Origin of the sequence: Paraburkholderia sp. EG286B, from assembly GCF_040965655.1 — a bacterium.
GTDB lineage: Bacteria > Pseudomonadota > Gammaproteobacteria > Burkholderiales > Burkholderiaceae > Paraburkholderia.
Genome location: NZ_JBFRCF010000007.1, coordinates 57,453 through 82,143 on the forward strand (window position 1 = coordinate 57,453; position 24,691 = coordinate 82,143).

Annotated in this window: 21 protein-coding genes and 2 pseudogenes; 12 read left to right on the plus strand and 11 right to left on the minus strand. The window is 63.9% G+C overall.

The annotated features are described in order from the left end of the window. Positions 1-27: 27 nt before the first annotated feature. Positions 28-1,164, minus strand: a pseudogene (locus AB4Y42_RS16840) (formylglycine-generating enzyme family protein); the annotation flags it as partial. A 527-nt stretch (positions 1,165-1,691) separates the two neighbouring features. On the opposite strand from AB4Y42_RS16840, the gene AB4Y42_RS16845 reads away from it, so the two are divergent. The 9 genes from AB4Y42_RS16845 to AB4Y42_RS16885 all read left to right on the plus strand — a co-directional run bounded on the left by AB4Y42_RS16845 (position 1,692) and on the right by AB4Y42_RS16885 (position 13,438). After that, a complete protein-coding gene (locus AB4Y42_RS16845) occupies positions 1,692-2,117 on the plus strand; it encodes a DUF4399 domain-containing protein (protein WP_368694782.1) in 426 nt (141 codons plus the stop codon). A 51-nt stretch (positions 2,118-2,168) separates the two neighbouring features. After that, positions 2,169-2,594 (plus strand): DUF4399 domain-containing protein, encoded by a 426-nt coding sequence (locus tag AB4Y42_RS16850; protein ID WP_368688034.1) that lies wholly within the window; start codon positions 2,169-2,171, stop codon positions 2,592-2,594. 323 nt (positions 2,595-2,917) lie between these two features. After that, complete coding sequence (locus AB4Y42_RS16855) at positions 2,918-3,187, plus strand: hypothetical protein (RefSeq protein WP_321921957.1); 270 nt, start codon at positions 2,918-2,920, stop codon at positions 3,185-3,187. Between the two features lie 207 nt (positions 3,188-3,394). Further along, positions 3,395-4,783 carry an efflux transporter outer membrane subunit gene (locus tag AB4Y42_RS16860; RefSeq protein ID WP_368694949.1) on the plus strand — a complete coding sequence of 463 codons (1,389 nt, stop codon included), beginning with the start codon at positions 3,395-3,397 and terminating at the stop codon, positions 4,781-4,783. A 177-nt stretch (positions 4,784-4,960) separates the two neighbouring features. Continuing rightward, positions 4,961-6,823 (plus strand): FHA domain-containing protein, encoded by a 1,863-nt coding sequence (locus tag AB4Y42_RS16865; protein WP_368688033.1) that lies wholly within the window; start codon positions 4,961-4,963, stop codon positions 6,821-6,823. Between the two features lie 22 nt (positions 6,824-6,845). Then, positions 6,846-8,231, plus strand: coding sequence for an HlyD family efflux transporter periplasmic adaptor subunit (locus tag AB4Y42_RS16870; RefSeq protein WP_368688095.1), 1,386 nt, complete (start codon positions 6,846-6,848; stop codon positions 8,229-8,231). 48 nt (positions 8,232-8,279) lie between these two features. Continuing rightward, positions 8,280-9,032, plus strand: coding sequence for a peptidylprolyl isomerase (locus tag AB4Y42_RS16875; protein WP_324146608.1), 753 nt, complete (start codon positions 8,280-8,282; stop codon positions 9,030-9,032). 18 nt (positions 9,033-9,050) lie between these two features. Continuing rightward, the gene (locus tag AB4Y42_RS16880) at positions 9,051-12,122 is read left to right on the plus strand and encodes a peptidase domain-containing ABC transporter (RefSeq protein WP_368688032.1); all 3,072 of its coding nucleotides are present in this window, start codon (positions 9,051-9,053) and stop codon (positions 12,120-12,122) included. Continuing rightward, positions 12,119-13,438, plus strand: a complete 1,320-nt coding sequence (locus AB4Y42_RS16885; protein WP_368688031.1) for a sigma-54 interaction domain-containing protein — start codon at positions 12,119-12,121, stop codon at positions 13,436-13,438. Before AB4Y42_RS16880 ends, AB4Y42_RS16885 begins: the two co-directional genes overlap by 4 nt. A gap of 34 nt (positions 13,439-13,472) precedes the next feature. Here the strand turns inward: AB4Y42_RS16885 and AB4Y42_RS16890 are convergent, their stop codons facing one another. Both AB4Y42_RS16890 and AB4Y42_RS16895 read right to left on the minus strand, forming a co-directional pair. Further along, the gene (locus tag AB4Y42_RS16890) at positions 13,473-14,243 is read right to left on the minus strand and encodes a protein phosphatase 2C domain-containing protein (protein ID WP_342923256.1); all 771 of its coding nucleotides are present in this window, start codon (positions 14,241-14,243) and stop codon (positions 13,473-13,475) included. 17 nt (positions 14,244-14,260) lie between these two features. After that, positions 14,261-14,554: a hypothetical protein gene (locus AB4Y42_RS16895; protein ID WP_368688030.1), complete on the minus strand. Its 294-nt coding sequence runs from the start codon at positions 14,552-14,554 to the stop codon at positions 14,261-14,263. A 478-nt stretch (positions 14,555-15,032) separates the two neighbouring features. Here AB4Y42_RS16895 and AB4Y42_RS16900 point away from each other — a divergent pair, with 478 nt between their 5' ends. Both AB4Y42_RS16900 and AB4Y42_RS16905 read left to right on the plus strand, forming a co-directional pair. Beyond that, the gene (locus AB4Y42_RS16900; protein ID WP_368688029.1) at positions 15,033-15,500 is read left to right on the plus strand and encodes a lecithin retinol acyltransferase family protein; all 468 of its coding nucleotides are present in this window, start codon (positions 15,033-15,035) and stop codon (positions 15,498-15,500) included. A gap of 58 nt (positions 15,501-15,558) precedes the next feature. After that, positions 15,559-15,801 (plus strand): hypothetical protein, encoded by a 243-nt coding sequence (locus tag AB4Y42_RS16905; protein ID WP_368694783.1) that lies wholly within the window; start codon positions 15,559-15,561, stop codon positions 15,799-15,801. A 2-nt stretch (positions 15,802-15,803) separates the two neighbouring features. On the opposite strand, the gene AB4Y42_RS16910 is transcribed toward AB4Y42_RS16905, so the two are convergent. The 3 genes from AB4Y42_RS16910 to AB4Y42_RS16920 form a co-directional block, all read right to left on the minus strand. After that, entirely contained in the window at positions 15,804-16,019 is a 216-nt protein-coding gene (locus AB4Y42_RS16910) for a hypothetical protein (RefSeq protein WP_368694784.1), read from the minus strand. A 127-nt stretch (positions 16,020-16,146) separates the two neighbouring features. Further along, positions 16,147-16,419, minus strand: coding sequence for a hypothetical protein (locus AB4Y42_RS16915; RefSeq protein WP_368688026.1), 273 nt, complete (start codon positions 16,417-16,419; stop codon positions 16,147-16,149). A gap of 94 nt (positions 16,420-16,513) precedes the next feature. Next, a complete protein-coding gene (locus AB4Y42_RS16920; RefSeq protein WP_028204749.1) occupies positions 16,514-16,786 on the minus strand; it encodes a hypothetical protein in 273 nt (90 codons plus the stop codon). A 531-nt stretch (positions 16,787-17,317) separates the two neighbouring features. Between AB4Y42_RS16920 and AB4Y42_RS16925 the strand changes: the two genes are divergently transcribed. Beyond that, positions 17,318-19,417 (plus strand): protein kinase, encoded by a 2,100-nt coding sequence (locus tag AB4Y42_RS16925; protein ID WP_368694785.1) that lies wholly within the window; start codon positions 17,318-17,320, stop codon positions 19,415-19,417. Positions 19,418-19,562: 145 nt separating this feature from the next. Here AB4Y42_RS16925 and AB4Y42_RS16930 read toward each other — a convergent pair whose 3' ends face one another. From AB4Y42_RS16930 to AB4Y42_RS16950, 5 genes and pseudogenes are all read right to left on the minus strand, one after another. Beyond that, positions 19,563-20,258 (minus strand): phosphatase PAP2 family protein, encoded by a 696-nt coding sequence (locus AB4Y42_RS16930; protein WP_368688025.1) that lies wholly within the window; start codon positions 20,256-20,258, stop codon positions 19,563-19,565. A 255-nt stretch (positions 20,259-20,513) separates the two neighbouring features. After that, positions 20,514-20,915 carry a DUF1488 family protein gene (locus tag AB4Y42_RS16935; protein ID WP_368694786.1) on the minus strand — a complete coding sequence of 134 codons (402 nt, stop codon included), beginning with the start codon at positions 20,913-20,915 and terminating at the stop codon, positions 20,514-20,516. Positions 20,916-21,068: 153 nt separating this feature from the next. Continuing rightward, complete coding sequence (locus tag AB4Y42_RS16940; protein ID WP_368688023.1) at positions 21,069-21,566, minus strand: hypothetical protein; 498 nt, start codon at positions 21,564-21,566, stop codon at positions 21,069-21,071. Between the two features lie 569 nt (positions 21,567-22,135). After that, positions 22,136-23,638 (minus strand): annotated as a pseudogene (locus AB4Y42_RS16945) (phospholipase C); the annotation flags it as partial. A 193-nt stretch (positions 23,639-23,831) separates the two neighbouring features. Further along, entirely contained in the window at positions 23,832-24,593 is a 762-nt protein-coding gene (locus AB4Y42_RS16950; RefSeq protein ID WP_368688022.1) for a pentapeptide repeat-containing protein, read from the minus strand. Positions 24,594-24,691 lie beyond the last annotated feature (98 nt).

Genomic DNA, 24,691 nt, shown 5'->3' on the forward strand with positions numbered 1-24,691 from the left:
CAGGCGAGACCCGCAGCGTAATCTGCGTTACTTCATGTCGCGCGCTACGCGAAATCCATTGGCCTCGTAGCGAACGCTGCTGTCGTATTTGAAGCGCGTGGCGGCGAGCATATAGCCCGCGCCGTCGCGCCACGATCCGCCGCGGATCACGCGCGTCTGGCAGTTGGGCTCGTCCCACGAGTGGCCATCGTTCGGCGCGTTCTTGTACGAGTTGTGCCAGCAGTCGCTGACCCATTCCCAAACGCCGCCGGCCATGTCATAGAAGCCGAACGCATTGGCCGGGAACGAGCCGACGTCGTCGGGCGCGTCGACGTGCCATGGCTGGCCACAGTCCTTGCAGTTCGCCGTGCCCTTGCGCATGTCGTTGCCCCACCAGTAGCGTGTTTCGGTGCCGGCCCGCGCGGCATATTCCCATTCCGCCTCCGTCGGCAGGCGGTAGGGCTTGCCACTGATCTTCGAAAGCCATTTCACGTACTGCTGCGCGTCGTCCCAGCTCAGGTCGCGCACGGGGGCGTTCGGCGAGGCGTTGTTCTCGTTCGACAGGTGCGGGCAGGCGCTCGCGGCGACACACGCGTTCCACTGCGCCACCGTCACCGCATACTTCGCGAGCGCATAGCTATGGCTGATCGTCACGTGGTGCGCGGGCCGCTCCGAGGCGTCGTCGGTGTCGATGCCCATGGTGAAGTTGCCGGGCGTCACCGCGACCAGCACCGGGCAAGATGGGCAGTCCTGAATGTCGTGCGGACCCGGCTTCGAAAGGGCCGGGTTGCCCTTCGCCGCGACTGCCGCCGCCGCAGCCGTTGCCGCGGTCGTTGCGGCGGCCGGCGGCGCGGAGGCGGGCGCTGCCTTGGTCTGTGCGGCTGGCGGCGCGGCCGGGGGCGGCGGTGTCTTTGCCTGAGGCGCTGACGCGGGTGCCGGTGTGGGCGCGGCGGCAGCGGGGCTGCTAGCTGGGTGCTGGGCGGACGTAGCGGGCGCGGCGGACGCTGCAGCCGGTTTCGATGCCTCCGCACGCAAACGTGTCAGGCGAGCCTGAGCGAGCGGCGCGAAGCGTCCGTTCGGATAGGCCTTGAGATACGCCTCATAGTCGCTCGCGTATTGACTGTCCTTGATCGAATTCCAGAACGTGATTTCATATTCCTGGGAGGTGTCTTTCGGCATCAGGCCGACGCGCACGATCGCGACGCCATAGCGTTGCCGCGCTGCGCTGGCCGCGGTGAGCCGCTCATGCGCGGCGTGGGCGCTTGCGTACCGGCCAGGGTCTTGCGGCTCGAGACGCGGCTGCTCGCGTGCCGGAGCCGAACGGTCATGCGCTGCGGGCGCGGCCGAGCGTAGTGTCGAGGTCAGGCCTAGCGAGATCAAGAGGCACACAGGCAACACTAGCCGCCACATGTTCGTTCTCCCTATCAGGTGCCAACCCGGGTGCCAACCCAGGCGTCATCGCCTTTCAATGCCGACGGTGCGCTACCCCGCTGCAGTCGCCGGCCGCGCTCGCGTGATACGCAAGCCGCCGCTGGCAAACGCACTGCCTGCGCACAACTACAAAATAGCACGCACGCCGCGCGATGCAGTAACTGGGTGGCACCCGCCCGCGCCGCGCCGATTTATCTCCACCCGCTTGAATCCGTCCTAAGCTGTAGAACACGCACCGAACTCCAAAACGGCGCGCCGTCTGCCGAACAAGGAGCACGAAGATGCAACGAAGAGCAACCCTGTTGGCCCTGGCAGCGGCCGTTCTGATGCCGCGCTTCGCGTTTGCCGAGCGCACCCCGTCGCCGCCCGGCGCAGAGGTCTACATCATCTGGCCGCCGGACGGCGCGACGATTCCCACCGGCAAGTTCTGGGTGCGCATGGGCCTGCGCAACATGGGCGTCTGCCCCAAGGGGATCAACAAGGCGAACACCGGCCATCATCACCTGCTCATCGACACGGACCTGCCGCCACTCGATCAGCCGATCCCGTCGGATCGCAATCATTTGCATTTCGGCGCGGGCGAGACGGAAGCCCGGGTCGAGCTTCCGCCGGGCAAGCACACGCTGCAGTTGCTGATGGGCGACTACAACCACGTGCCGCACGATCCGCCGGTCTACTCGAAGAAGATCACGGTCACGGTCAAGTAGCGAAGGACGTCCGGCTTTAGCCGCAGCGCAAAAGAAGCGGGAGTGCACGCCATGAACAGGTTCCTCGTTTTTGCTGCCAGCCTCGTGCTGCTCACGGGCGGTGCGGCGCATGCAGGCACGACGCCGGCCGACCCGAACGCGCACGTTTATATCGGCTGGCCCAACGACGGCCAGGTCATGCCGGCCGGGCGGCCATTCCGCGTCTGGTTCGGCCTGCGCAACATGGGCGTGGCGCCTGCGGAAGTCGAGTTTCCCAACACGGGTCACCACCATCTGCTCGTCGATACGGACTTGCCGCCGATGGATCAGCCCATTCCATCCGATCGCAACCACCTGCACTTCGGCGCCGGCCAGACCGAAACCATGCTGCAGTTGCCGCCGGGCAAACATACGCTGCAGCTGCTGATGGGCGACGCGCACCACGTGCCGCACAACCCGCCGGTGTACTCGAAGAAAATCACCATCTACGTTAAGTGATCCATACGAATCTGGTCTCGCACGCCAAGGCGATACACGAACGTTTGCGACGCTTTCACGTTCCCCCACAAACAGTGTTCGCGGCGCGCCAACATAAGCCGATTGACGCGTTGGCGTGTGCCCATCACCACGCACGACCCGCGCGCGCCTCGCGCCGCGCGTGAGACTCCGGGAATTCCAGAACTGTCCTTGTGCAACGGGCGATGCGCGCCATGCGCACGCGCGCTCGCGCACCTGGCACGCCTCATGCCTTGTTGGACCCGAGCCCGCAACCTTGCAGCTCACAATCCCAACACTGTTGCATCCTTTTCTGGAGAACTGCCATGAGCAAGCTGATGATCGCCGACCTGAGCGTCGCACAAGAACTCGACCGCCGTGAAATGAGCGCCGTGCGCGGCGGCCTGGGCCTGTGGCCCGTCTACTACCCGACGATGCCGAGCGTGAAGGTCGACTCCACCAACTTCTCCGCATCGCAGCTGATCGGCCAGACGAACACCATCCTGTCCAACACGGGCAACGACGTGGCGTTCGTGAACAACCTCCACGCTTCGACCAACCCCGTGCAAACGGCTCACAACACGATCAACTTCTGATCGTGCTGCCAGCCGAGGAGGCTTACCCACCTCCACGGCGCCGCCCTCCACCGCATCCGCTGCACACCGCTTCTTCGTCGCGTCCTTCGCCGCCTTTCCCTTAAGGAGTCGATCGTGAACACACTGCTCTCGCCGTCCGCCGCACACGTACGTCGCGGCGCGTCGCGCTGGCTGACCCGCGTCGTCGGTTCGGCTGGGTTGTGTGCCGTGGCGCTGTGCGGCTGCACGGATCTGAGTACGCCTGCGTATCGGCGCCCGGACATGCCAGAGAAGGACGCCTGGGCGCATACGAGCCGCACGTTTTCGGCGGCCGATACGGTCAATCCGCAGTGGTGGAAAGAGTTCGACGATCCCTACCTGAATACACTCGTAGATAAGGCGATTGCGGGCAATGTCGATATCCGGGTGCTGGCGGCGCGCATTGGCGCGGCCGGCGCGCAGATCGGGGAAGTGCAGGCCGGTGCACTTCCGACGGTCGACGCGGGCGCGGGTATCGACTATGAGAAGAGCACGGGGCTAGCGCTCTCGAAGACCTATAACGTCGCCACTCAGGTCAACTGGGACATCGATATCTGGGGCAAAGTCGAAAAAAGCGTGCAGGCCCAAAAGGCCGAGTATCACGCTAGCGAAGCGGATTGGCGTGCAGGCTATTTGACGCTCGTCGCGAATGTGGCGAGCACTTATTTCCAGATTCTCCAGTTCGACGATCAGATCCGCGACGAGGAAGACACGCTCAAGCGGAACAAGCAGATTCTCACCATCTACCAGCAGATGTACGCAAACGGTGTCGCGCCCAAAACCGAGGTGCTGCGCCAGAGCGCGGAAGTCAACGGCGTGACGAACGAACTGCTGGAATTGCATCGCGAGCGCGATACCGCCGAAAACGCGCTGTCCACGCTGGTCGGCGTGCCCGCGGGCGAATTCAGGATGCCGTTGGGCCAGTTGCGCCAGCGCGTGAAGCTGCCGGACGTGCCCATGGGCCTGCCCGCGCAGTTGCTGGGGCGCCGCCCCGACGTGGTGGCCGCGCAGTACCGCATTCTCGAATCGTATGACGAAGTCGGTTCCGCGCGGCTCGCGCAATTGCCGACCCTCAGTCTCACGGGCCGCGCCGGCACGGCGGCGTTTTCGCTTTCCGATCTGTTCAAGGTGTTCACGCTGAGCTTCATGCCGAGCATCGACTTCCCGATGTTCGACCCCAGCGTGCATGCCCACATCAAGACGACCGAGGCCCAGAGCAAGGTCGCCGAAGAGCAGTATCGCCAGGTGGTGTTCACGGCGTTCGAAGAAGTCGAGAACGCGCTCGTGAACCTCGATGCGCATAAAAAGCAGCGCATCGAACTGCTCCAGCAGAACGAGCGCCTGCGCACCGTCGCGGCGCAGGTCGAGGCGCAGTTGAAGGAAGGGCTCGTGTCGCAACTCGAAGTATTGGAGTCCGAACGTTCGCTCGCGAATGCGGAACAGTCGCTTCTGGCCAACCATGAGCTGATCCTGAGCGACACCGTCACCCTTTACAAGGCGATCGGCGGCGGCTGGCCCGACGTCGATGTGGCCAACGTGGCCTCGAATTCCGCTGTGTCGGCAGCGCCCGTCAAGTGAGCGCGCTCGTTGCAGCGGACCGCGTCAGTTGTTTGACTCCAGCCAACAGTCGCCTACACTTTTCTCACACCCCGATCGCCAGGTGCAAGGCGCGCGGCTTCACTCGGAGAGTCAGTGCGCACGCGGCGCTTGCGCCACGCGCATTCCGGCTCACAACTGCTGATCGCTGGCGGAATCATGGTGCCTGACGCCGCTTCCATTGCCGAGAGCCAGACATCGCTCGACCGGACGTTCGATATCGTGCTGCGGCCGATATCGCATGCGGAGCTGGGCGAAATCCGCATCGACAAGGATCTTTTCGCCGTCGGGCGGACACAGCCGCCTTTTGCCGCGGCGCGGCCCGAAGTCGTGGTCGATGTCTCGCGCCGTCACGCGCGCATCTTTCGCGAGGGCGCGGCGGCCTACGTGGCCGACCTGGGCAGCAAGAACGGCACGGCGGTCAATGGTATCGAAGTCACCCAGAAGCCCCACGTGCTCAAGGACGGCGACGAACTCAGCTTTGCCGGCGCGCTCGCGTTTCGCGTGAGCTTCGCGCCGCGCACGGTGCGCGCGCCCGTGCGGGCGACCGTGGTGACGCTCACGCCGGAGCGCGCCGATCTCGGTCTGCAGCAGATCGTCGTCACGAGTTTTCCGTTCCTGGTCAGCAAGGCCGACGAGACCTTCTCGCAGTATCACGACGCGTATCCGCACCAGGTGAACTATCTGTCGCGGCGTCATGCGCACATCTATGCCGAAGACGACGCGATGTACGTCGAAGACCTCGGCAGCACCAACGGCACGTTCCTCGACGGCCAGCGGCTCGACGATCACGCGGTCAAGCTCGAAGACGGCCAGCGGATCGCCTTTGGCGGCGAGCACTTCGTCTACCGGATTGGCCTCGAGAGCACGAGTGGAAGCGATGCCACTGTGACGGCGACGCGCGAACACCGCGCCTCGGTGCTCGCCGAAGACGCCGACCGCACGACGTTCATTGGCAGCGCGCACTCGTTTCTCGACATTTTCTGCACGCCGCCCGCGCCCGCGCAGGACGACGAAATCAACCCCGATGCGCCGCAACCCGCGCCGGAACCGGGCCACGACGCGCGACGCCGGCGCGGCAGGGTCGAGCTCTTCCTGAGCGAGTTGAGCGAAGCGCTGGGCGGCAGCGGGAAGATCAACATGGGCGCGTTCGCGCGCTGGGGCGGCGGCGGGATTGCCGTGATCCTCGCGCTCGTCGCGCTCACGTATTTCCAGGGCGCGCCGCAGCGCGACATGCAGGCGTTGCTCACGAGCGGACAGTTCGAAAGCGCGGCGCGCATGGCCGATCAATATCTCACGCGCCACCCGAACGACAGCACGTGGCGCGCGATGGGGACGGAAGCGCTCATCAAGGCGAACGTGCCCGACTGGGTCGCCGCGATCAACGCGCGCGCGTTCGACCGTGCGCGCGCCATCGTGGAAGACATGCGTACGCTCGCGCGCCACAATCCGGACGCCGCGCCGCTCGTGGAAAACATCGGGTGGATCGGCGCACTGCAATCGTTCGTGCAGGGACGGGGCGGTTCGCAGGCGCCGATCCGCATCTATCGCGACGAGGCGCCGATCCACGCGCTGACGAGCCGCTGGAACGACGACCCCGGCGAGCACCAGCGTGCATTCGACCGCATCTCGGCGTATGTGCCGGCGTTTGCTGGCGTGTATGCGGATTCGCTCAGCCACTTGCGCAAGCTGCAGAGCGATGACTCCGTGTATGTGGCCGCGCTCGATCGCATCCATCAGGCCATCGACAGCGCGCTCGCGAGCGATCGTTTCGACGCGCTCACGGCGATGCTGAACGACTACGCGCAGCGCTATCCGCGCCTCGCCGGGCTCGATGAGGTGCGCGCCGACGTCGACCAGTATCAGCAGATCGACAGCGAGGCGCACGCGGGCCATGCGCAGGCCGTGCACGACAGCCTGGCCGCCGCTCACTTCGCCACGCCGCCCTTCGCAGCCCATGCGGGCGCGCTCGAAAAGCTGGCGCTAGCGGGAGGGCATGGTGAATCCGCGCCAGCTCATTGAGCGCCTGAGCAAGGCGTTCGGCATGCATGGGGGGCGTGCCGCGGCCGAACCGCCGCGGCCGCTTGGCGAGGCGCTGGGCGACCACAGCGAGGAAGGCGTGGCGATCCTCACGGCGCGTCCGTGGCGCCTCATCGAAGCCACGATCATCACGATGGTGGCACTCGTGGTGTGCGGCCTCCTGTGGTCGTTCGTCGGCCGCGCCGACGTCATCGTGAGTGCGCCGGGGGCGCTGGCCCCGGAATCCGAGGTGCGCCGCATCTACGCGCCCGTGGATGGGGAACTCGTGGACATCTACATCGCCGAAGGTCAGCCCGTGGAGAAGGACGACGTGATCGGCCGCATCAACGCGCGCGGCGCGATCCAGGCGGCGACCAACGCGCTCGACGCGCGCCTGAAGCTCGACGACGCCGAGCGCGACTGGAAGGAGTTCCCCGAGAAGAAGGCGCTCATGGAGCGCAAGGCCGAGGCGCTCAAGGCGCAGATGGACGTTGAAACGCATCTGCACGAAACGCGCGTGGCGGAGGGCACGAGCAAGCTCCAGCAGGCCGAGAATGCCCAGCTCGACGAAGCGCGCGGCAATATCGACAACGCGCGCCACGTGCGCGACCTCGCGAAGGAAGACCAGGACAAGTACGAGCGGCTGTTCGCGCTGCCCGGCGGCGGCGGGGTCTCGCAAAGCCAGGTCGAGGAAAAACGCAGCGCGTTCCTGCAGGCCGATAACAACTACCGGATCGCCCAGGCGCGGCTCAGCGAATTGCAGGCGCAAACGAGCCACGAGTTCGCCCAGGCGAAGGCGCAGCTCGAAGGCAGCGCCGGGCAGCTCACGTCGCTGCGCATCGAATACGACGCGACAGAGCGCGAAATCGCCAATACCGAGGACAAGCTGCGCCTGCAGGTGCAAACCGCGCGCCTTGCCGCCGACGCCGCGGCGCGCATCCGCTTCGAGAACATCGACAAGGACAACTTCCTGCTCGTGCTCGCGCCGGTCTCGGGCGTGATTACCGACGTGACGACGACGCAGCCCGGCGACAAGATCCAGGCGAACACGCCGCTAGGGGGCATTGCGCCGGCCAACGCGCGCCCGGTCGTGAAGGTGGCGATTGCGGAGCAGGACCGCGCGTTCCTGCACGAGGGCTTGGCCGTCAAGCTGAAATTCAACGCGTTTCCGTACCAGCGCTATGGCGTGGTGGACGGCACGCTCGAGTATATTTCGCCGACCACGAAGCCGCAGGCGCAGACGAAGGAGCCGGTTTACGAAGGGCGCGTGCGTCTCGCGCGCGATCATTTTTCGATTGGCGGCGCGACCTATCCGTTGCGCTACGGCATGACGGCGACCGCCGAAATCGTGGTGCGCGAGCGGCGCCTGATCGACTTCGCGCTGGACCCATTCCGCCAGGTCGCAGGCTGAAGGCGCTAACCAGTTCAGTATTCGGGAATCGGAAATCAGGGGAACGCAATGACGACAATCGTACGGATCGACGATGAAGCGATCGGCACGGAAGATTTCATCCGCGTGCTGAAACTCACGGGGCAGTTCGAGAGCCTGGTCGAACAGCAGGTGCGCGACCGCCTCACGGTCATCGCCGCGAAAAAGATGGGCGTGAAGGTGGAGCCCGACGAAATCCAGCAACGCGCGGACCAGTTTCGCCGCGTACGCGGGCTGCACCGCGCGGCGGACATGAATCGCTACCTGGACGTGTTCGGTATCAGCCTCGACGAATTCGAGCACTTCATCACCGATACGCTCTATCAGGAGAAGACCTTCAGCCTGATCTGCAACGACGAGGCGGTCGAAAGCTATTTCAAGCTCAATTCGCCGAAATTCGACAGCATCGAAGTGAGCCACATCGTGGTGGACTCCGAAGGCAAGGCGCGCGAGGTGATGTCGATCCTGGAGGACGAGCCGCAGGCGTTCGGCGAAATGGCGCGCGAGCATTCGATCGCCGATACCAGCGAGCGCGGCGGCGTGATCGGCAAGGTGCTGCGCGGGTCGTTGAAGACGGACATCGAGGCGAAGGTGTTCAATGCGCAGGTCGGCGACCTGCTCGGCCCGTTTCCCGCGCCGGACGGCTCGTTCTTCGAAATCTTCTGCGTGACGGCAAAGCACCCGGCGTCGCTCGAAGCGGACGTTTCTTCCGAGGTGCGGCGGCTCTTGCGCGAAGAGTGGCTCGCGGAGCGCGCGCAAGAACATATCATCGACGCGCACTGAGCGCGCAGAGCCACGCAGATGGACACCCAGGCGCCCCTACCGGCCAGCGCGCCGTCGCTGGTGGATTTTCTCGCATCGGTCGAACCGCTCTCGCTCTTTTCGCGCGAAGAACTCGACCGTCTCGCCGCGCAGGTCGAAACGCAGAGCTACGCGTTCGGCGACACGCTGTGCAAGCGCGGCGAGCCCGCCGCCGGACTCTATGTGATCCGCTCGGGCTCCGTGCGGCTCATCGCCGAAGAGCGCGGCAAGGAAATGAGTCTCGGCGTGCGCAAGGAACGCGAAGTGTTCGGCGAAATCGCCATGCTGCGCGATTACTGGCACGAAGTGTCGGTGCGCGCCTCCGCGAAGACCGAGGTGCTTTGCATTCCCCGCGCGGCGCTCGAACCGCTGCTGGCCGCGAATCCGGCCGCGCAGTCGTTCGTGACGAGCTATGTGGCGATCAGCTCCGCGGGCGGCTTCGTCACGCGGCTGTTCGACCTGCGTGGCAAGCTCTCGCGCGCCGAACTGGAAGAGTATGTGTCGAGCGTGGGTGTCAAGCGCGTGAGCGCGGGCAAGGAGATCATCCATCAAGGCGCCGGTGGCGACACGCGCCTGTATGTCGTGCGGCAGGGCGAGGTCAGTATCGCGCGCGAGGAAGAAGGCAGCGTCTATCAGATCGCGAAGCTCGGCGCGGGGGAGATCTTCGGCGAACGCGCGTGCCTGCTGCGCCAGGATCAGCCCGCGAGCGTCACGGCGGTCACCGATGTGCGGCTGCTGGTGATTCCCGAGAAGACCGTGCATTTCATGCTGGAGCGCAACCCGAAGCTGCGCGAGGTGCTGGAAGAGCGCGTGCGCTTCAACGAGCGCGAATTGCAGCGGCAGAAGAAGCTCGCCGAGCGCCGCAGCCGGCCCGTTGCCGTGGACAGCGGGGCGGATGCTGCATTCAGCGAACGCGTGGTCAAGCGCTTCGTGCTGGTCGAGCAGGCCGAGGAGATGGATTGCGGTGCGGCGTGCCTCGCCATGATCTGCCGGCATTACGGCATTCCCATGACGCTCGGCAAGCTGCGCGACCTCGCGAACGTGACGACGCAGGGCGCGACGCTGGACAGTCTCGCGCGCACCGGCGAGGCGCTCGGTTTTACCACGCGCGGCGTGCAGTGCACGTTCGAGGCGCTGCAAGGGTTCGAGTTGCCCTTCATCGCGCACTGGGAGGGCTACCACTATATCGTCGTGTACGGCGTGTCGAAGCAGTGGGTGAGGGTGGCCGACCCGGCGCTCGGCTTTCGCAAGCTGAGCGTCGAAGCGTTCGAGCGCGGCTGGAACGGCACGTGCCTGCTGTTCACCGAGGTCGAGACCACGGGCGCGCAGGCGGCGACGCGCTCGCCATGGGTGCGCTTCATCGGCTATCTGCTGCCCTACCGGAAAATACTCGCGCACCTGTTTCTCGCCACCTTCGTGATCCAGCTGCTGGGCGTGGTGCCGCCGCTCATTATCCAGAACATTCTCGACAGCGTGATCGTCCACCAGAACGTGAGCCTGCTGCATCTCCTGATTGTGGGGCTGATTATTTCGCACGTGTTTACGCAGCTCATGACGACGATACGCGCGCATCTGTCGAATTTCATGGTGCGCAGTCTCGACTTCGCGATGATGTCGCAGTTCTTCAAGCACACCATGTCGCTGCCGTTCTCGTTCTTCGCGCGCCGCAAAACAGGCGACATTTTCGCGCGCTTTCAGGAGAACCAGACGATACGCGCGTTCCTGACCGAATCGACGGTGACCACGGCGCTCAACCTGCTGATGATTTTCATCTACTTCACGATCATGTTCCTCTACAACGTGAAGCTGACGCTGCTGCTGATCGCGTTCGTGATTCCCATCATGGCGCTCACCGCCATTGCGACGCCGCGCATCAAGCGCTACGCGCGCGAAGTCTTTGCCGTGTCCACCGACGCGCGCTCGATGCTGATGGAGACGCTCGGCGGCGTCGAAACCGTGAAGGGTATGGGGATCGAAAGAGCGGTGCGCCTGAAGTGGGAGCGCAAGTACGCGAAGTCGCTCGAAGTGCAATATCATGCGCAGGCGTTCCATATTCTGGTTGGACTCGGCAGCCAGTTGCTCAACGCCGCGACCACGATCGTGATTCTCTGGGCGGGCGCCACGCTCGTGCTCGATCAGGAGTTGAGCATCGGGCAACTGATTGCGTTCAATGCGTTCATGGGCAGCGTGCTCGCGCCGCTCATGGGGCTCGTCGGGCTCTGGAGCCTCATGAACGACGCGGCTGTCGCGATGGAGCGGCTGGGCGACGTGCTCGACATCGAGCCCGAGCAAAAGCCCGCCGACCTCGGTTCGCGCGTACTGCTTCCCGACCTGCAGGGCGACATCGAATTCGACGGCGTGTATTTCCGCTATGGCGGCAACGAAACGCCGTATGTGCTGGAAAACATCAGCTTTTCGGTGGGGCGCGGCCAGATGGTGGCGATCGTGGGGCGCAGCGGTTCCGGCAAGACGACGCTCGCGAAACTGCTGGTGGGCTTCTACGCGCCGACCGAAGGCAAGATCAACGTGGACGGCTACGACATGAGCGCGATCGACCACGCATACTTTCGCGCCCAGGTAGGCTACGTGATGCAGACGAACCTCGTGTTCTCCGGCACGATTGCAGAGAACATCGCATGCGGCGATGCCACGCCGGACTGGCGGCGCATGGAGGAAGTGGCGCGCATGGCCGATGCGCACGCGTTTATCAGCAAGATGCCGCTCGGCTACGAGCAGGTGGTGGGCGAGCGCGGCATGGGCCTTTCAGGCGGGCAGATCCAGCGTCTTTGCATTGCGCGTGCGCTCTATCACGACCCGCGCCTGCTCGTGTTCGACGAAGCCACCTCGTCGCTCGACACGCAGTCGGAGAGCAACATCCTTTCGAACATGCACGACATTCTGCAGGGCCGCACGGCGCTGATCATCGCGCACCGGTTGAGCACCATCATGCGGGCGGACAAGATCCTCGTGCTCTACGAAGGGGCGATCGTGGAGCAGGGGCGGCACGAAGAACTCGTCGAGCGCAAGGGCATGTATTACCAGCTCGTGCAAAAGCAGCTGGGGGCGTCATGAAACTCTTCGATCCGCACGGATTCGGCAGCTCCGTTGTTTCGTATGCCGGGCTGCTCGAGAAGATCGAGATCCTGCGCTCCACGCTGCGCTGGGCGCCGCGGCTCGAACGCACCGACATCGAAAAGCTCTTGAACCAGTCGAACGCGCTGCGCGAGGAAGTCATGCAACTCTCGCGCAAGGAGCGCTTCGTCGAGGCGGCGGCCGAGGCGCCCGAAGCGCTCGATGCGCTGGCGAGGCCGGACCCCCTCACGCCTACCGCGCACCGGCGGCGCGAGGCGCTGATCGAACGCAGCTTCATCTTCGAAGGCATATTCGGCGATAACCCGAAGCTGCTCGCCGCGCTGGAGATCGCAGAAAAGGCGGCGCCGACCGACCTGCCCGTGCTGATCGACGGCGAGAGCGGTACGGGCAAGGAGTTGATGGCGAAGGTGATCCACGCCAACGGTGCGCGCGCCGACCGACCGTACATCTCGGTGAATTGTGGCGCGATACCCGAGAACCTGCTCGAATCGGAGCTGTTCGGGCATCGCAGAGGGGCGTTCACGGGGGCGTCGAGCGATCGCAAAGGGAAGTTCGAAAGCGCGCATACGGGGACGATCTTTCTGGACGAGATCGGCGAGTTGCCGCTGCAGGGGCAGGTGAAGCTGCTGCGCGTGCTCGAATCGCACGAGATCCAGCGGGTGGGCTCCGATGAGCCTATCGGGGTCGACACGCGCATCGTTGCCGCGACCAACCGCAATTTGCGCGAACTCGCCGCGCAGGGGCTGTTTCGCGAGGATCTGTTTTATCGGCTGAGCGTGATTCATGTCACGCTGCCTGCGCTGCGCGAACGCAACGACGAGATTCCGCTTTTGATTGCCTATTTCGGCGACGAGGCTGCTGCGCAGCTCAAGCGGCGGCCTATGAAGCTTACGCCCAAGCTGCGCGATTTTCTGCTTACGTACGCTTATCCGGGGAATATTCGCGAACTGCGTAATCTCGTGTATCGGCTTTCGTGCCTTGCGGGTGAGACGGCCGATATCGAGCATCTGCCCGATGATATTCGGCCCAAGTCTGCTGCGCTGGCTTTGCGGGTGGCGGAGGCTGAAGCGGCAGGTGCGCCGCTGTCACTGAGCGATGCGAAGCGCGCTGCGAGCGATGAGGCCGAGAGGGCGTTTCTCGAGCGTGGGTTGCAGGAGACCGGGGGCACCGTGGCGGAGCTTGCGAGGCGCTGTGATATGAATCGGTCGCATTTGCAGATGCTGCTCAAGAAGCATGGGATTCATTCTAAGGATTTTCGGCATGCCGAGAAGGTGAATCACGAGAAGGGGTCTTGAGTCTCGGGCCCAGCGGGCGCCTTTTTTGTCGCGGTTAGCGCCCAACAGCAGGATTAACCAGCGTCCGATCCGACGCAACCGGATCATCGACCTTCACGACCACAGCGGTAATGTTATCCCGCCCCCCGGCCTGCAAGGCCATCTCAACGAGCAAATCAGTGGCATGCTGGCAATCCCCAGCCTCGAGCGCCCGCACCATCTCGGGCGCCTGCACTTCATTACTCAACCCATCGCTGCAAAGCAAAAAGAGGTCTCCGTCGCGCACGACGATGCGGCCTTCGTCAAGATCAAGCCAGTCTGCCGCACCGACGGCCCGTGTTATCAAATGCTGCGATGGATGGTGGCGCGCCGCTTCGGCGCTCAAATGCCCCTGCGCCTGTAGCTCCGCCACGTAGCTATGGTCCGTCGTGAGCGCTTCGAGCTGCGCATCGCGATACAGATAGATGCGGCTGTCGCCCGCCCATAACCAGGCAAATTCACGCCCCTTCGCCATCAGCACGGCAACGGTGCTGCCGATCATGCGCACCCCGCGCCGCGCCGCTTCTTCGCGCAACTGGTGGTTCACCGTCTGCAGCGTGCCGCGCGCCGTGGCCGAGAAACTGGTGAGCGCGTTGGGCACGACAATGGCCCCAAGCGCCCGCACGATCATGCCGCTGGCCAGATCGCCCGCCGTGTGCCCGCCCATGCCGTCGGCCACTGCCCACAAGCCCCGCTGGGGCTGATCGAGACATGCATCCTCGTTGAGCGCCCGCACACGGCCTACGTCAGTGCGCGATGCCGAGCTCCATAACAATCCGCCTGTCACGATCGAGCCTCCATAGGCTACGCGACGAGTCCGTTATTCCTGCCGTTCTGGCCCACGTTTACCGCAACGTTCGAGTTCGACGCCGAATTGGTCACGTCGAGCGTCTGGTACTGATTGACGACCTGATTCGCGTAGAACGTGTTGTTGGTCTGGTAGAGGTTGATGACGGGTCCGAACGGCGAAGGCTGCGCGGGCTGGTAGGGCTGTATCCAGCCGAATACCCACGGCGCGCCTGCGCCCCGGATAAACGACATGGCCTTGCGGTCGAGATCGCATTGCAGATGAAGGTCGGTGATGGCGAGCGAGGTCATGACAGGTCTCCGTCAAGATGATGGCCGCGGGCACGCGGCGTTCCGACCATACCTTGCAAGCAGCATGCCATTTTTCGGCGAAATGCGGCGCTCGCGCGCCATCTCCCACGTGAGGCTTGCCCCATATGACATCGCGTTCGCGCAGCGCGTTCCGCGCGCGCCCGGGTCTCGTGCGGCCGCGGTGCGATGGTCGTGCGCTCGCCAACACGTTGGTTGCCGGTCGTCATCAGGACTCCGACACATACGCCAGCGCGCTTCGTGAGGCGGTTTGGCGGCGAACTGATGGCTCGGCGCCGACACAATCGAAGCGCTCGAGTTGGCATGTCGCCGACACACTGGCGCCTCCAGCGCCTACGTTCTCCCGCTACGCCTTATCCAACCGTGATCGGCCGCCTGGCATGTCTGATGCAGGGTAGTTGGCAACCGGCAAACCGTTGAGCAGCACCGGAAGCCGGCAACCAGCCAGACGGATGCAGCCATGAGCCCCGACCTCCAACCGACGATGCACGCAGACGAACCGCCGCTCGGCGCGCATCTCGTGTCGCGTCGCGCGGGCTACAACCATCACGGCATCTATGTCGGCGGTGGGCGCGTCGTTCATTACGCCGGCTTGTGCGTGTCGCTGCATCGCGGTCCGATCGAAGAGGTCACGCTCGAACGTTTCGCGGCCGGCTACGAAGTCGCCGTCGTCGCGCATCCGTGCGCGGCCTTCGTGGGCCGCGAAGCTGTCGCGCGTGCGCGCTCGCGTCTCGGCGAAGACCGCTACCGCCTGCTCAGCAACAACTGCGAACACTTCTGCACCTGGTGCGTGGACGGCAAGGGCCGCAGCGACCAGGTCCGCACCTGCATTGCCCATCCGCTGGCCGGCTTGCGCGTGGTGCGCGCGCTGATTCACGCGCGCCGCGTGCAGGCCAGCCGCCAAACGTACGCCGCGCGGGCGGTGTGAACGCCAGATCCAGTCGAGACCATTACGACACGCATCGCCACTTGCATCGGAGACCATCATGAATTCCGCCGAAACTTCGCTGCGCACCCTCGTCGACAAGTGGCTCGCACCCAACGCGCGCGTGCCGGCCCGTGTGGTGCGTTTCAGCCGCACGCAGGAGCAACGGCAGCGCTATGTCTGCGTAGAAGCGGTGCATCCCGCGCGCACGATTGCAATCTTCTTCTTCCGCCACGACGATGGCACGTGGTGCGTATTTCCGCCTGCCAGCACACGTCCGGCGATGACCGCGCGCGCTGCCTGAATTCAGCGCAGCAGCGTCGGGCGGGGCCGCGCCGTGGGGACGGTTGTCGGCCCCCGCTGCGCGGGCGAGCCTTCGATCTCCACACGTACGCCGATAAATGGCCGCGGCACGAGTAGCGTGCGCTGCGAGGCGACGCGGGCGCCGCCCACGATCGCGGCCATGGCCTGCCTGTCCAGTTCCACGCTTTCCGGAAGGTCCTTGATGACGATAATGCTCATGGTCTGCTCCACGTGAGCGGATTGGGCTAGAGGGGAGTCGTTTGAGTATAGGCGGTGGCGCGCGGCGCACGTAAACAAGCAGGCGGCGCCTCGCGGCGCCGTCTGTATGATCCCTTCGCGGCAGCGGCTAAAACATCACGCCGGTGTTCGCGTATTGCGAGGGATTGACCTTGAGATTCAGCGGCCCGAAGCCAGCGCCGATATAACCGATATTGTTGAGCGCGGCGACGTCGACCACCTGCACCTGCGAGATGTTCTGCACGATGTTGGGCGAGACGGTGATGTTGGCGATCGGGCCGTAGCCACCGTAGGAGCTGCCGTTGCCGCCGCGTACGGCTGCCATGGCGCGGCGGTCGAGCGCCGTTCCGGGAGCCAGCTCGCGGATAACGAGGGAACTCATGATGAGCCTCCAGTTGCTGATGAATAGGACGGATGGACCCGGGCGGGCGGCACGCGCATGAACGCAGCGTGCGGCCGCGCCGCCGGCGGAAGGATCAGAAGTTGATCGTGTTGTGGGCCGTCTGCACCGGGTTGACCGTCGCGTGGATGTTCTGCGCGAAGGCGACGTCGTTGCCCACGTTGTTCTCGATGGTATTCGTCTGGCCGATCAACTGCTGGGCGTTGAAGTTCGTCGTGTCGTACTTGAACGACGGCGCCGGGTAGTAGCCGGGCCAGAGGCTCAGGCCGCCGCCGCCGCGAACGGCGCTCATTGCTTTGCGGTCGAGTTCTTGCGCGACGCTCAGGTCGGCGATCATCAGCTTGCTCATGACAGTTCTCCAGAAGGGCAGTACGGGGTAGTTGGCGATTGAGCTGCAGTATCTTGCGGGCTCGCTCCTCTTAATGCACAGGGTGTGCCAGCGCCTTCGCACTCACCTCACGAACCGCGCGACGCCTTGTGCGACGGGGCTTTGCAGCAAGCCGCCGGGTGCGGGGAGGACCGCTGCCAGCGCCTGCGCGCGAAAACGCTGATGCTGGAAGCCCAACAGCGCGCGGCGAGGCCGTTGGATCTGTGGCAACACGTGCGAGCCAAAGGCCTGGTTCGGGCACCGATTGCACTGTGCGTTGCCGCAGATTAATCTCTCATCAGACCTTGTTGCATGGTTGCAAGCGCGCGCGCCGGCTGAGATCACGGTGCGCGCAGATCCGGCGGCGACTCTGTATGCTTTAACGATGACGGGACCGCGTTGCCGCGGGCTCGACGAGGATCGCGGCAGCAGCCACACGCGGCGCGATCGTGCGCCGTTAACGTGTGACCCAAAGCGCCTCGGCCATCCTGAAGCCGAGTTGAAGGCATGCGAATGATGAGCCTTGCGCAGCTGATCCAGACATTCCAGAGCGGGGCGCTCTCACGCGAGGCGTTCTTCGCCGAGATCGACCACGTGCTCGCGGTCGACGCGGCCAATTGCGCGCGCCTGCGCGAAGCGGTGGACGCGACGCAAACCGTCCACCCGCTGCCCGATGCCGTGTATACCGAGGTCCTGCGCCGCATCGAACATCGCGAGGACAATGCGGCGGCCGTGGACGACTCCACTCGCATCCACGAAGCGCTTGCCGCTGCGCGTACCGCCACCACGGGCGACGATGCGGAACACGTGAAGGGGATCGGCGACACGCTCAACGGACGCTTCGTGCTCGAAGAATGTCTGGGTGTGGGCGGCATGGGCACCGTCTACAAGGCGCTCGATTTGCGCAAGCTGGAAGCTTCGGACCGCAAACCTTATATCGCGATCAAGGTGCTGAACGTGCAGTTCCGCGGCCAGCCGACTTCGCTGATCGCACTGCAGCGCGAGGCCCGCAAGGCGCAGACGCTCGCGCACCGCAATATCGTCACGGTGTACGACTTCGACCGCGACGGGCCGCTCGTCTACCTCACGATGGAATATCTGTCGGGCAAGCCGCTCAGCAAGCTGCTGCGCGCGCCCGGTTTCGCGGGTATGCCGTTCGAAAAGGCGCGGCCCATCATTGCCGGGATGGGGCAGGCGCTGGCCTATGCGCACGAGCGCGGCTTCGTGCATTGCGACTTCAAGCCCGCCAATGTTTTCCTCACCGACGGCGGCGAGGTGAAGGTGATCGACTTCGGCATTGCGCGCGTGTTCCAGCGGCCCGAAGAAGATCCCGACGTCACCGTGTTCGATCCCGCGACGCTCGGCGGCATCACGCCCGCCTATGCGAGCCCGGAGATGTTCGAGCATCGCGAACCGGACCCGCGCGACGATGTCTATGCGCTCGCCTGTGTGACCTACGAACTGCTCGCCGGCAAGCATCCGTTCAACCGCAAATCGGCCACCCAGGCACGCAGCGACAAGATGCGCGCCGAGCGGCCGCCTGGGCTCGATCGCGGTCAATGGCGCACCTTGAGTGCGGCGCTTTCGTTTGACCGCGCCTCGCGCACTGCGAGCGTCAATCAGTTTCTCGAAGGCATGGGCGTGCTCACGCATGCACCGGCGTTCCCGGGCGCGCGGGTCGGCGCCATTGGCGTGGGCGCGGTCGTCGTCGCTGCGGGGCTATGGCTAGGCTATCGCGTGCTTTCCGGGCACGGGCAAACGGGCGCAACGCCCTCCATGGTCGCTATGTCGCCCGCCAGTGCGATGAAGGCGGCCTCGGAGGCGCCGGCCTCGCCGGTGCTTGCCGCAGTGCCAGCGGCGGTTGTGGCGAGCGTGCCAGCCGCGAGCGCGGTTGCAGCGGCTCCGGCATCGAGCGCGCCGGTGGCCGACGCGGCGTCGATCGCCGCGCTGAACGCGACGCTCGCGCGCATTCCGTGCTCGGCGCTTGCGGCTTCGCTGCCCGAGCACGTGGTCCAGGTGCGTGGCTTTGCCAATACCGGCGAGAACATGGCGCACGTTCATGACGCGCTCGCGCAAACGCCCGGCGGGCAGGCCGCGAAACTCGATGTGACTGCGGTCGAGAACCACAACTGCGAAGTCGTGAGCGCGTTCGCGCCGTATTGGCGCGCCAACCATCTGGCGGGCGGCGGCGCGACGATCCATACCCGGCCGCTCGACGCTCGCCTGACGCAGGGCATGCCGCTCATCGTCGATATCACCACGCCGCATTACGAGTCATACGTCAACGTCGACTATTTTGCGCTCGACGGCAGTGTCGTGCATCTCGTTCCCAGCAACGTCGAGCGCGACAACCAGGCGCCGGCCGGCTTCTCGGCGACGGTCGGAGGATCGGGATACTGGCTCGTGGACAAGCCGTTCGGCACGGAGATGATCGTTTTGCTGATTACGCCGGCGCCGTTGTTCGAAGGGCTGCGTCCGGCTGCGGAGTCTCGCTCGGCTTACCTTGCGGCCGTGGGGCAGCAGTTGAAGCAGATGGAAGCACACTACGGCGCAGGGCGTATCGTTGCCGATTTCGTGCAGATCACGACGCACGCGCGTAGTGATACACAGTAGTGCCCTTCCAGAGTCGTCATTTCCCCGTGACCGATCTGATCGCATCGCGTAGCAGTCCGAATAAAGCCGCTGCCATCACCATCGCGAAGGCGGTGGGCGGGAAAGCCCGCAGCCCGGATTGGCGTGGATTCGACGCCGGCATCAGTCATGTCGCCGTATGCAGTACCGAATGGGCGAGCCGTAGAAGATCGTCGAACTGCGTGACCAGTTCGAAGCAGAGCAGAAAACCGACCGCCGCGACCGGCCCGGGGTAGCGCATGACGTAGCGCATGAAGGGCTTGACCGTGCGTCTTCTCACGGCTCTGCGCGTCATGATCCAGGTAATCACGATGCCGATCAAGGCGCCGACGAGCAGATCCGTCGGGTAGTGATAACCCAGGTACGCACGCGGAAAGCAGACGAATGCCGCGACTGACAGAAACGCAAGAATGCCGATGCCTCGCCAGACGAGGAAGATCCCCATCGCCACTGCCGTCCACAGCATGGCGTGATCGCTGGGAAAGGAACTCCAGTGCATCAGCCCGGCAAGCTGCACCGGTGACGAGGCGAAATGCAGATGCAGGTCCGGCGTGAATAGCGGCCTTTCCCGGTACGGCAGAATGTGCGCAAGGAGGCGCCCAACCGCTAATGCAATCAGTCCGCTCGCCAGCGTGGCGAGTACGATCTCGCGGCGCCAGCCACGCCGCTCGTGTGGCTGGAACCAGATCCACCACAACAACGGGATCAACAGATAGCCCTTGAACGTGTAGAAGTCGGCAATTACCCCAATGGCGTAATTGACCTCGGGCGGAAGCTGGAGTTGGGTGAGGGCTCCCAGAATGACGGTATCGAAGCTGTTCATTATTGTGGCCATCCCGCTGATGAATTCGTGAGAAGAGCGGTCTCGAACAGAATTCTCAACCGCCTCCGCGCCACATACGCAAGGCATTATTCATTTTCTTTTCAAGCCAGCGCACACGGTGAAAGCAATTCGCAGCGGCGAGTTGCTGCGATGCAATCCCGAACCTGCGCATATAGCGTGCCTTTAATCACACTGCAGTGCGTCAAGGCCCCGGCGGCATTCGCATTCAAGGGAATAACATCGCAGAGCGCATGCTCACGTCAACGCACTCCCCGCCTCGAGAGCCTCCATGTCGGAGGGTAGGCATGCGCTCGTGATTGCTGTCTCGTCGCGTCGCGCGACTTCCATGATTTCCCTGTTGGGCCTCGTGTCGGCTTCGCTCCTTCCTGGCCGGTACAGGCAGTCTCGCGAGAAAAGCTGACAGCGTCCAGCGGAGATCCGATGGGGAAGAATTTGTCTTGTGATTGATTCGATCTCCTTTCTATGTGTTGCGAAGGCGGCCAACAGGCCGGCGCGACCGGAGCGCGCACGGAAATAGTCTTCAAGGGCCTCCGGCGATATTTCGCACATGACCCATGTGCCGTCGACGACGGCGCGATACCGGATCGTGCCACTCGCGTAGTAGAAAGCATCTTCGTCTGGAAATTGTATGAGCACGGTGGCTTACCTCTGTGACTCCCGGACCTGCCTTCAAGCAACTGGCGTTCCTCGCCTCGCCCGTCTGATGCAGTCTGCAAGGGCGCATCAGGGGCTCGTCGTTTGAATCGAAATCACTTCTCAAATCGTTCACCGCGAAAATGTCGGCGAGTGCTAGTTGCCCTGATCGGACGACGTGCTGCTGTTGTGGGGCGCAGAAAGCGGTCCATAGCGAAGGTGTTGCGCAACCGACATGGGCACTCTGGGCGAGAACATGCCGACGATCGTGAGCGCGTAGACGACTGCCGCGACGCCCGCCACGACGCGAACGGGACGGGCGATCGCCGAATTGCCGACGACGATGTTGAGGTAGAACCAGATGCCGAGCAACGCGAGCAACAGCAGGCGCGGCATGGGCTTCCAGCCGTCGCGCCCGACTTCGGAGATAGACCAGACGAGTGCCGCGACGAGCGTGAAAAAGACGCTCCAGACGCCTGCCAGGCGGCTTCGCACCATGAGGGTACCGGAGCCGATCAGCGCGAGGCCGGTGACGACGTAGTAGGGCGTGGAACCCATTGCGACGAGCCAGCCGCCAAGCACAGCGAAGGCGGCGCCCACCAGTACCAGAACCTCCCCCGTCTCGGCAGGAGAGGCCTCGTGTCGGTTCGACATAGAAGAGCCCCCGCTCATGCAAATGTCTGGCATCGCGTCGCGCAATTCCAAAAGCCGTCTGGGTCTCTTTGTGTCACCTGGCAATCGGCGTTCACGGCAACGCGCTTCGCTTGTGACGCAATACTCGTACCCTCCCGAGCATCAGAAAAATTTGCAACGGTCTGTGTAAAGGCGAGGGCGTTATTCGTTCGATACATAGCGCCACATTTTTTACCCCGTGCCGTGGCCGAAACCACAATCAGCCATAGCGCAGGCGGCGCTGCGGGGCGGCCGCGTAGCGACCAGCACATGTAGGTGAGACAGATTTGGATTTCAAATCAACCATATGAATTATCAGGAGGCTGCAAACTGAGGAAACGAAGCGAGGAGATGCGTTGACATATCTACAAGAAGGCAGTGTAGAAATGGCGCGCACTGCATCGTTTACCCTTGCATTGAACCGAAATCCAAACCGGAATGCCTCCCGAATTCCGCGCTGCCTGGCGCCAGACCTTCGCAGGCTGATCGACTGGCAGCCCCGTCGGCGGGTCGAGAAACAGCTTGCGCTGCGCGAGGTCTTCGTCGCGGCGGCTGAAATCGAACATGCCCATGATGCTGCCGGCCTTGCTGTCGAACGATCCGCCGCCGATGCGTTCTCCGTCGAGCCAGTTGTCCTCGATGAAGCGAACGACCGACGACTGGTCGATCAACGTATGGTCGACGTAGTTCTCCTTTGCCCAGGGCGAAATGACGAGAAACGGAATGCGTGCGCCCGGGCCGCAGCGGCCGTTCACGGGCTTACCGTTCAAGCCATCCTGCGCCGGGCCGGTACCGCACTTTCCCTGGCCGTTCAGGCGGTCGGCGACCGAATCGTATGACGCGCTCGTCGGCGACGCGTACGCATGGTCGTACCAGCCATCCGAGTCATCCCACGTTACGACGATGGCGGTGCTGGTCCAGTCCGGCTGGCGCTCCAGGAAGTTGACGACCTGGGTGATGAATACCTGTTCGTCGAGCGGATCTGAATAGCCCGCATGACCGTCCTGGTATGCGGGGGCCTTGAGAAAGCTCACGGCCGGAAAGTTCCCGGCGCTCACCGCGGCAAAGAAGTCGTCGCAATCGTACTGATGATTGGCGGGGTCCGGAGTTCGGCCATCTCTTTCCAGCGTATGCCCGATCGCCTCGATCGAACTCGGGCGCAGATGCTTCGGGTTCGACGTCGACGCGTAATACTGGAACCAGTTGTGGTGTGGGATGTAGTCCGCCGTGGCCGAGCCGACGACTGCCGATAGCGTGCTGCGCCTGCACCCGGTCGTGCCGTTGCTGTTCACGGTCTAGAGATTGAAGCCGCCCATGAAGCCGCCCCACGAGATATTGCGGGCATTCAGGAGGTCGCCGATATTTCGGCCCGTCATGAGGACGGTGTCGCGCTGGCTCGAGCATTGGTCGAAGGCAGGGTCGACGTCGTCGATCAGCGTGAAGCCGCCCTGTCCGTCGTTCACGTAGTAGGAGCCCGGGGCCGACGGCTGTTTCGTCGTGCGCACGGGCTTCACGCCGTTGGTTTGACCCGAGACCACCTCCAGGGCACCCGGCGTCGAGGGGCCATAGGTCGATGTCCATGCGTTGTCGCTCATCGCGAAGCGCTGCGCGTAGTTCCACAGCGCAGTGACCGTGTTGCCGTCGTAATAGCCCATCACCTGGCGACGGCTTCCAGACTCACTGGCGCTGTCGTTCGGCCCTTTGCCCGTGTACTTCGGGAACAGGTCGACGGCGCCGTTGTCGTAGGCTTGCTGTTCTGCCGCATAGGCGTGATCCTGGTCGGCGGTGGCCGCCTGCGTACGGTCGATGCGGTACGGGTTCGCTGCGCCCGTGCCATTGGCCGGATTCGTGGCATTCGGATTTCTGGAGAGGAGCGGCCCTGAGAGACCATTGACCCTGGGCGTACCGGGCAGTGCGTTGAACGCCGGTTCGTCTGAGGGATTCGCCGCATGCGGATAGGTTGCAAAGTAGTGATCGAACGAGACGTTCTCGCCATAGATCACGACCAGGTGCTTGATCGGGGTGGCAGTATGAAGGTCGTTCGGCCGATTCATGTGCTGGTCGTCATTCGCGCCCCACGCAATGGGTAATGAGAATGCCGCGGCTAAGAGCGAACCAGGCGCTAGATGACGCCAGTGCATGTCGGGCTCCTGTAAGTTGCGTTTCCTCGTAGCGCAATGGGAGTTCCCGGCTGGCGTTGCCGCGGCGATCGCAAGCGAGGGCCAGCGTGTGCTGGCCCTCGCCGAACTACACCACGCGCACGCCGCAGTCTCCAACCAGCATCACGGCTTGATCGACGGAGAGTATCGTGCCTTTGAGATGCTGCAGCACATCGGAGAGTCGAAACCCGCTTAGGTCTACAGAGCGTAGGTCCGCACCGTCAAAGCGGCTGTCGCGCAGCTGTGCGTTGCGCAGGCTGCCGCCTTCGAATACGGCGTCGCGAAAGTCGCAATCGGACAGATCCGCGTCGGTGAAGTTCAGTGCCTCGAGGGTTTGTTTCCGGAAGGAGAGCCCCTTCAGGTCTGCGCCAACCAGCAGTGAATCGTGAAAGCTGAGCCCCAGGGTGCGGGCGTCGACAAAGCGGGCGCCCGTGAGCTTCACCTCGGTAAAAGCCGCCGACGCGAGTTTCGAGCCTGTCCAGTCGGTATTGTTCAGATCACTGCGGTAGAAACGCGCGTCGCCCAGATTGGCGTAGCGAAATCTCGCGGCTGCGCCCTTGCACGCCAGCCAGCGGCTTCTCGAGAGTTCGCAGTGCTCGAGCAGGGTGTGCTCGAAGCTGCACTGTGTGAATCGGGCGGCGCGGAGATCGAGATTCGAAAGATCTTCGCCGTCGAAACTGCAGTGCTCGAACGTCGGTTCGTCGCCGCATTCTCGCAGCAGGCGGGTCAGCGCTTCGCGGTCGAAAGTCAAACCGCTGAACAGCGCGCCTGCTCCGGTTGACGGGTCTTTTGTGTTGCTGCGCATCTGTGCAGACTCCTCATACTGAGGGATGCGCAGCGTCTTCTCCACAGCGCGTCCCCTCAACTTGGTGAAAGTAAGGTTGACGCCGCGGCGGAATTAGAACCCAGCAACTGGGCGCAGGAGATACCAACCTGCCACTCTATTTT

What these genes read in the sequence shown, in the direction of transcription:
- AB4Y42_RS16855 (WP_321921957.1), top strand. Translation starts at nt 2,918, where the DNA reads ATGAGCAAGCTGATGATCGCCGACCTGAGCGTCGCACAAGAACTCGAC.
- AB4Y42_RS16845 (WP_368694782.1), top strand. Translation starts at nt 1,692, where the DNA reads ATGCAACGAAGAGCAACCCTGTTGGCCCTGGCAGCGGCCGTTCTGATG.
- AB4Y42_RS16885 (WP_368688031.1), top strand. Translation starts at nt 12,119, where the DNA reads ATGAAACTCTTCGATCCGCACGGATTCGGCAGCTCCGTTGTTTCGTAT.
- AB4Y42_RS16900 (WP_368688029.1), top strand. Translation starts at nt 15,033, where the DNA reads ATGAGCCCCGACCTCCAACCGACGATGCACGCAGACGAACCGCCGCTC.
- AB4Y42_RS16910 (WP_368694784.1), bottom strand. Translation starts at nt 16,019, where the DNA reads ATGAGCATTATCGTCATCAAGGACCTTCCGGAAAGCGTGGAACTGGAC.
- AB4Y42_RS16850 (WP_368688034.1), top strand. Translation starts at nt 2,169, where the DNA reads ATGAACAGGTTCCTCGTTTTTGCTGCCAGCCTCGTGCTGCTCACGGGC.
- AB4Y42_RS16915 (WP_368688026.1), bottom strand. Translation starts at nt 16,419, where the DNA reads ATGAGTTCCCTCGTTATCCGCGAGCTGGCTCCCGGAACGGCGCTCGAC.
- AB4Y42_RS16880 (WP_368688032.1), top strand. Translation starts at nt 9,051, where the DNA reads ATGGACACCCAGGCGCCCCTACCGGCCAGCGCGCCGTCGCTGGTGGAT.
- AB4Y42_RS16870 (WP_368688095.1), top strand. Translation starts at nt 6,846, where the DNA reads ATGCATGGGGGGCGTGCCGCGGCCGAACCGCCGCGGCCGCTTGGCGAG.
- AB4Y42_RS16865 (WP_368688033.1), top strand. Translation starts at nt 4,961, where the DNA reads ATGGTGCCTGACGCCGCTTCCATTGCCGAGAGCCAGACATCGCTCGAC.
- AB4Y42_RS16925 (WP_368694785.1), top strand. Translation starts at nt 17,318, where the DNA reads ATGATGAGCCTTGCGCAGCTGATCCAGACATTCCAGAGCGGGGCGCTC.
- AB4Y42_RS16940 (WP_368688023.1), bottom strand. Translation starts at nt 21,566, where the DNA reads ATGTCGAACCGACACGAGGCCTCTCCTGCCGAGACGGGGGAGGTTCTG.
- AB4Y42_RS16875 (WP_324146608.1), top strand. Translation starts at nt 8,280, where the DNA reads ATGACGACAATCGTACGGATCGACGATGAAGCGATCGGCACGGAAGAT.
- AB4Y42_RS16930 (WP_368688025.1), bottom strand. Translation starts at nt 20,258, where the DNA reads ATGAACAGCTTCGATACCGTCATTCTGGGAGCCCTCACCCAACTCCAG.
- AB4Y42_RS16895 (WP_368688030.1), bottom strand. Translation starts at nt 14,554, where the DNA reads ATGACCTCGCTCGCCATCACCGACCTTCATCTGCAATGCGATCTCGAC.
- AB4Y42_RS16920 (WP_028204749.1), bottom strand. Translation starts at nt 16,786, where the DNA reads ATGAGCAAGCTGATGATCGCCGACCTGAGCGTCGCGCAAGAACTCGAC.
- AB4Y42_RS16905 (WP_368694783.1), top strand. Translation starts at nt 15,559, where the DNA reads ATGAATTCCGCCGAAACTTCGCTGCGCACCCTCGTCGACAAGTGGCTC.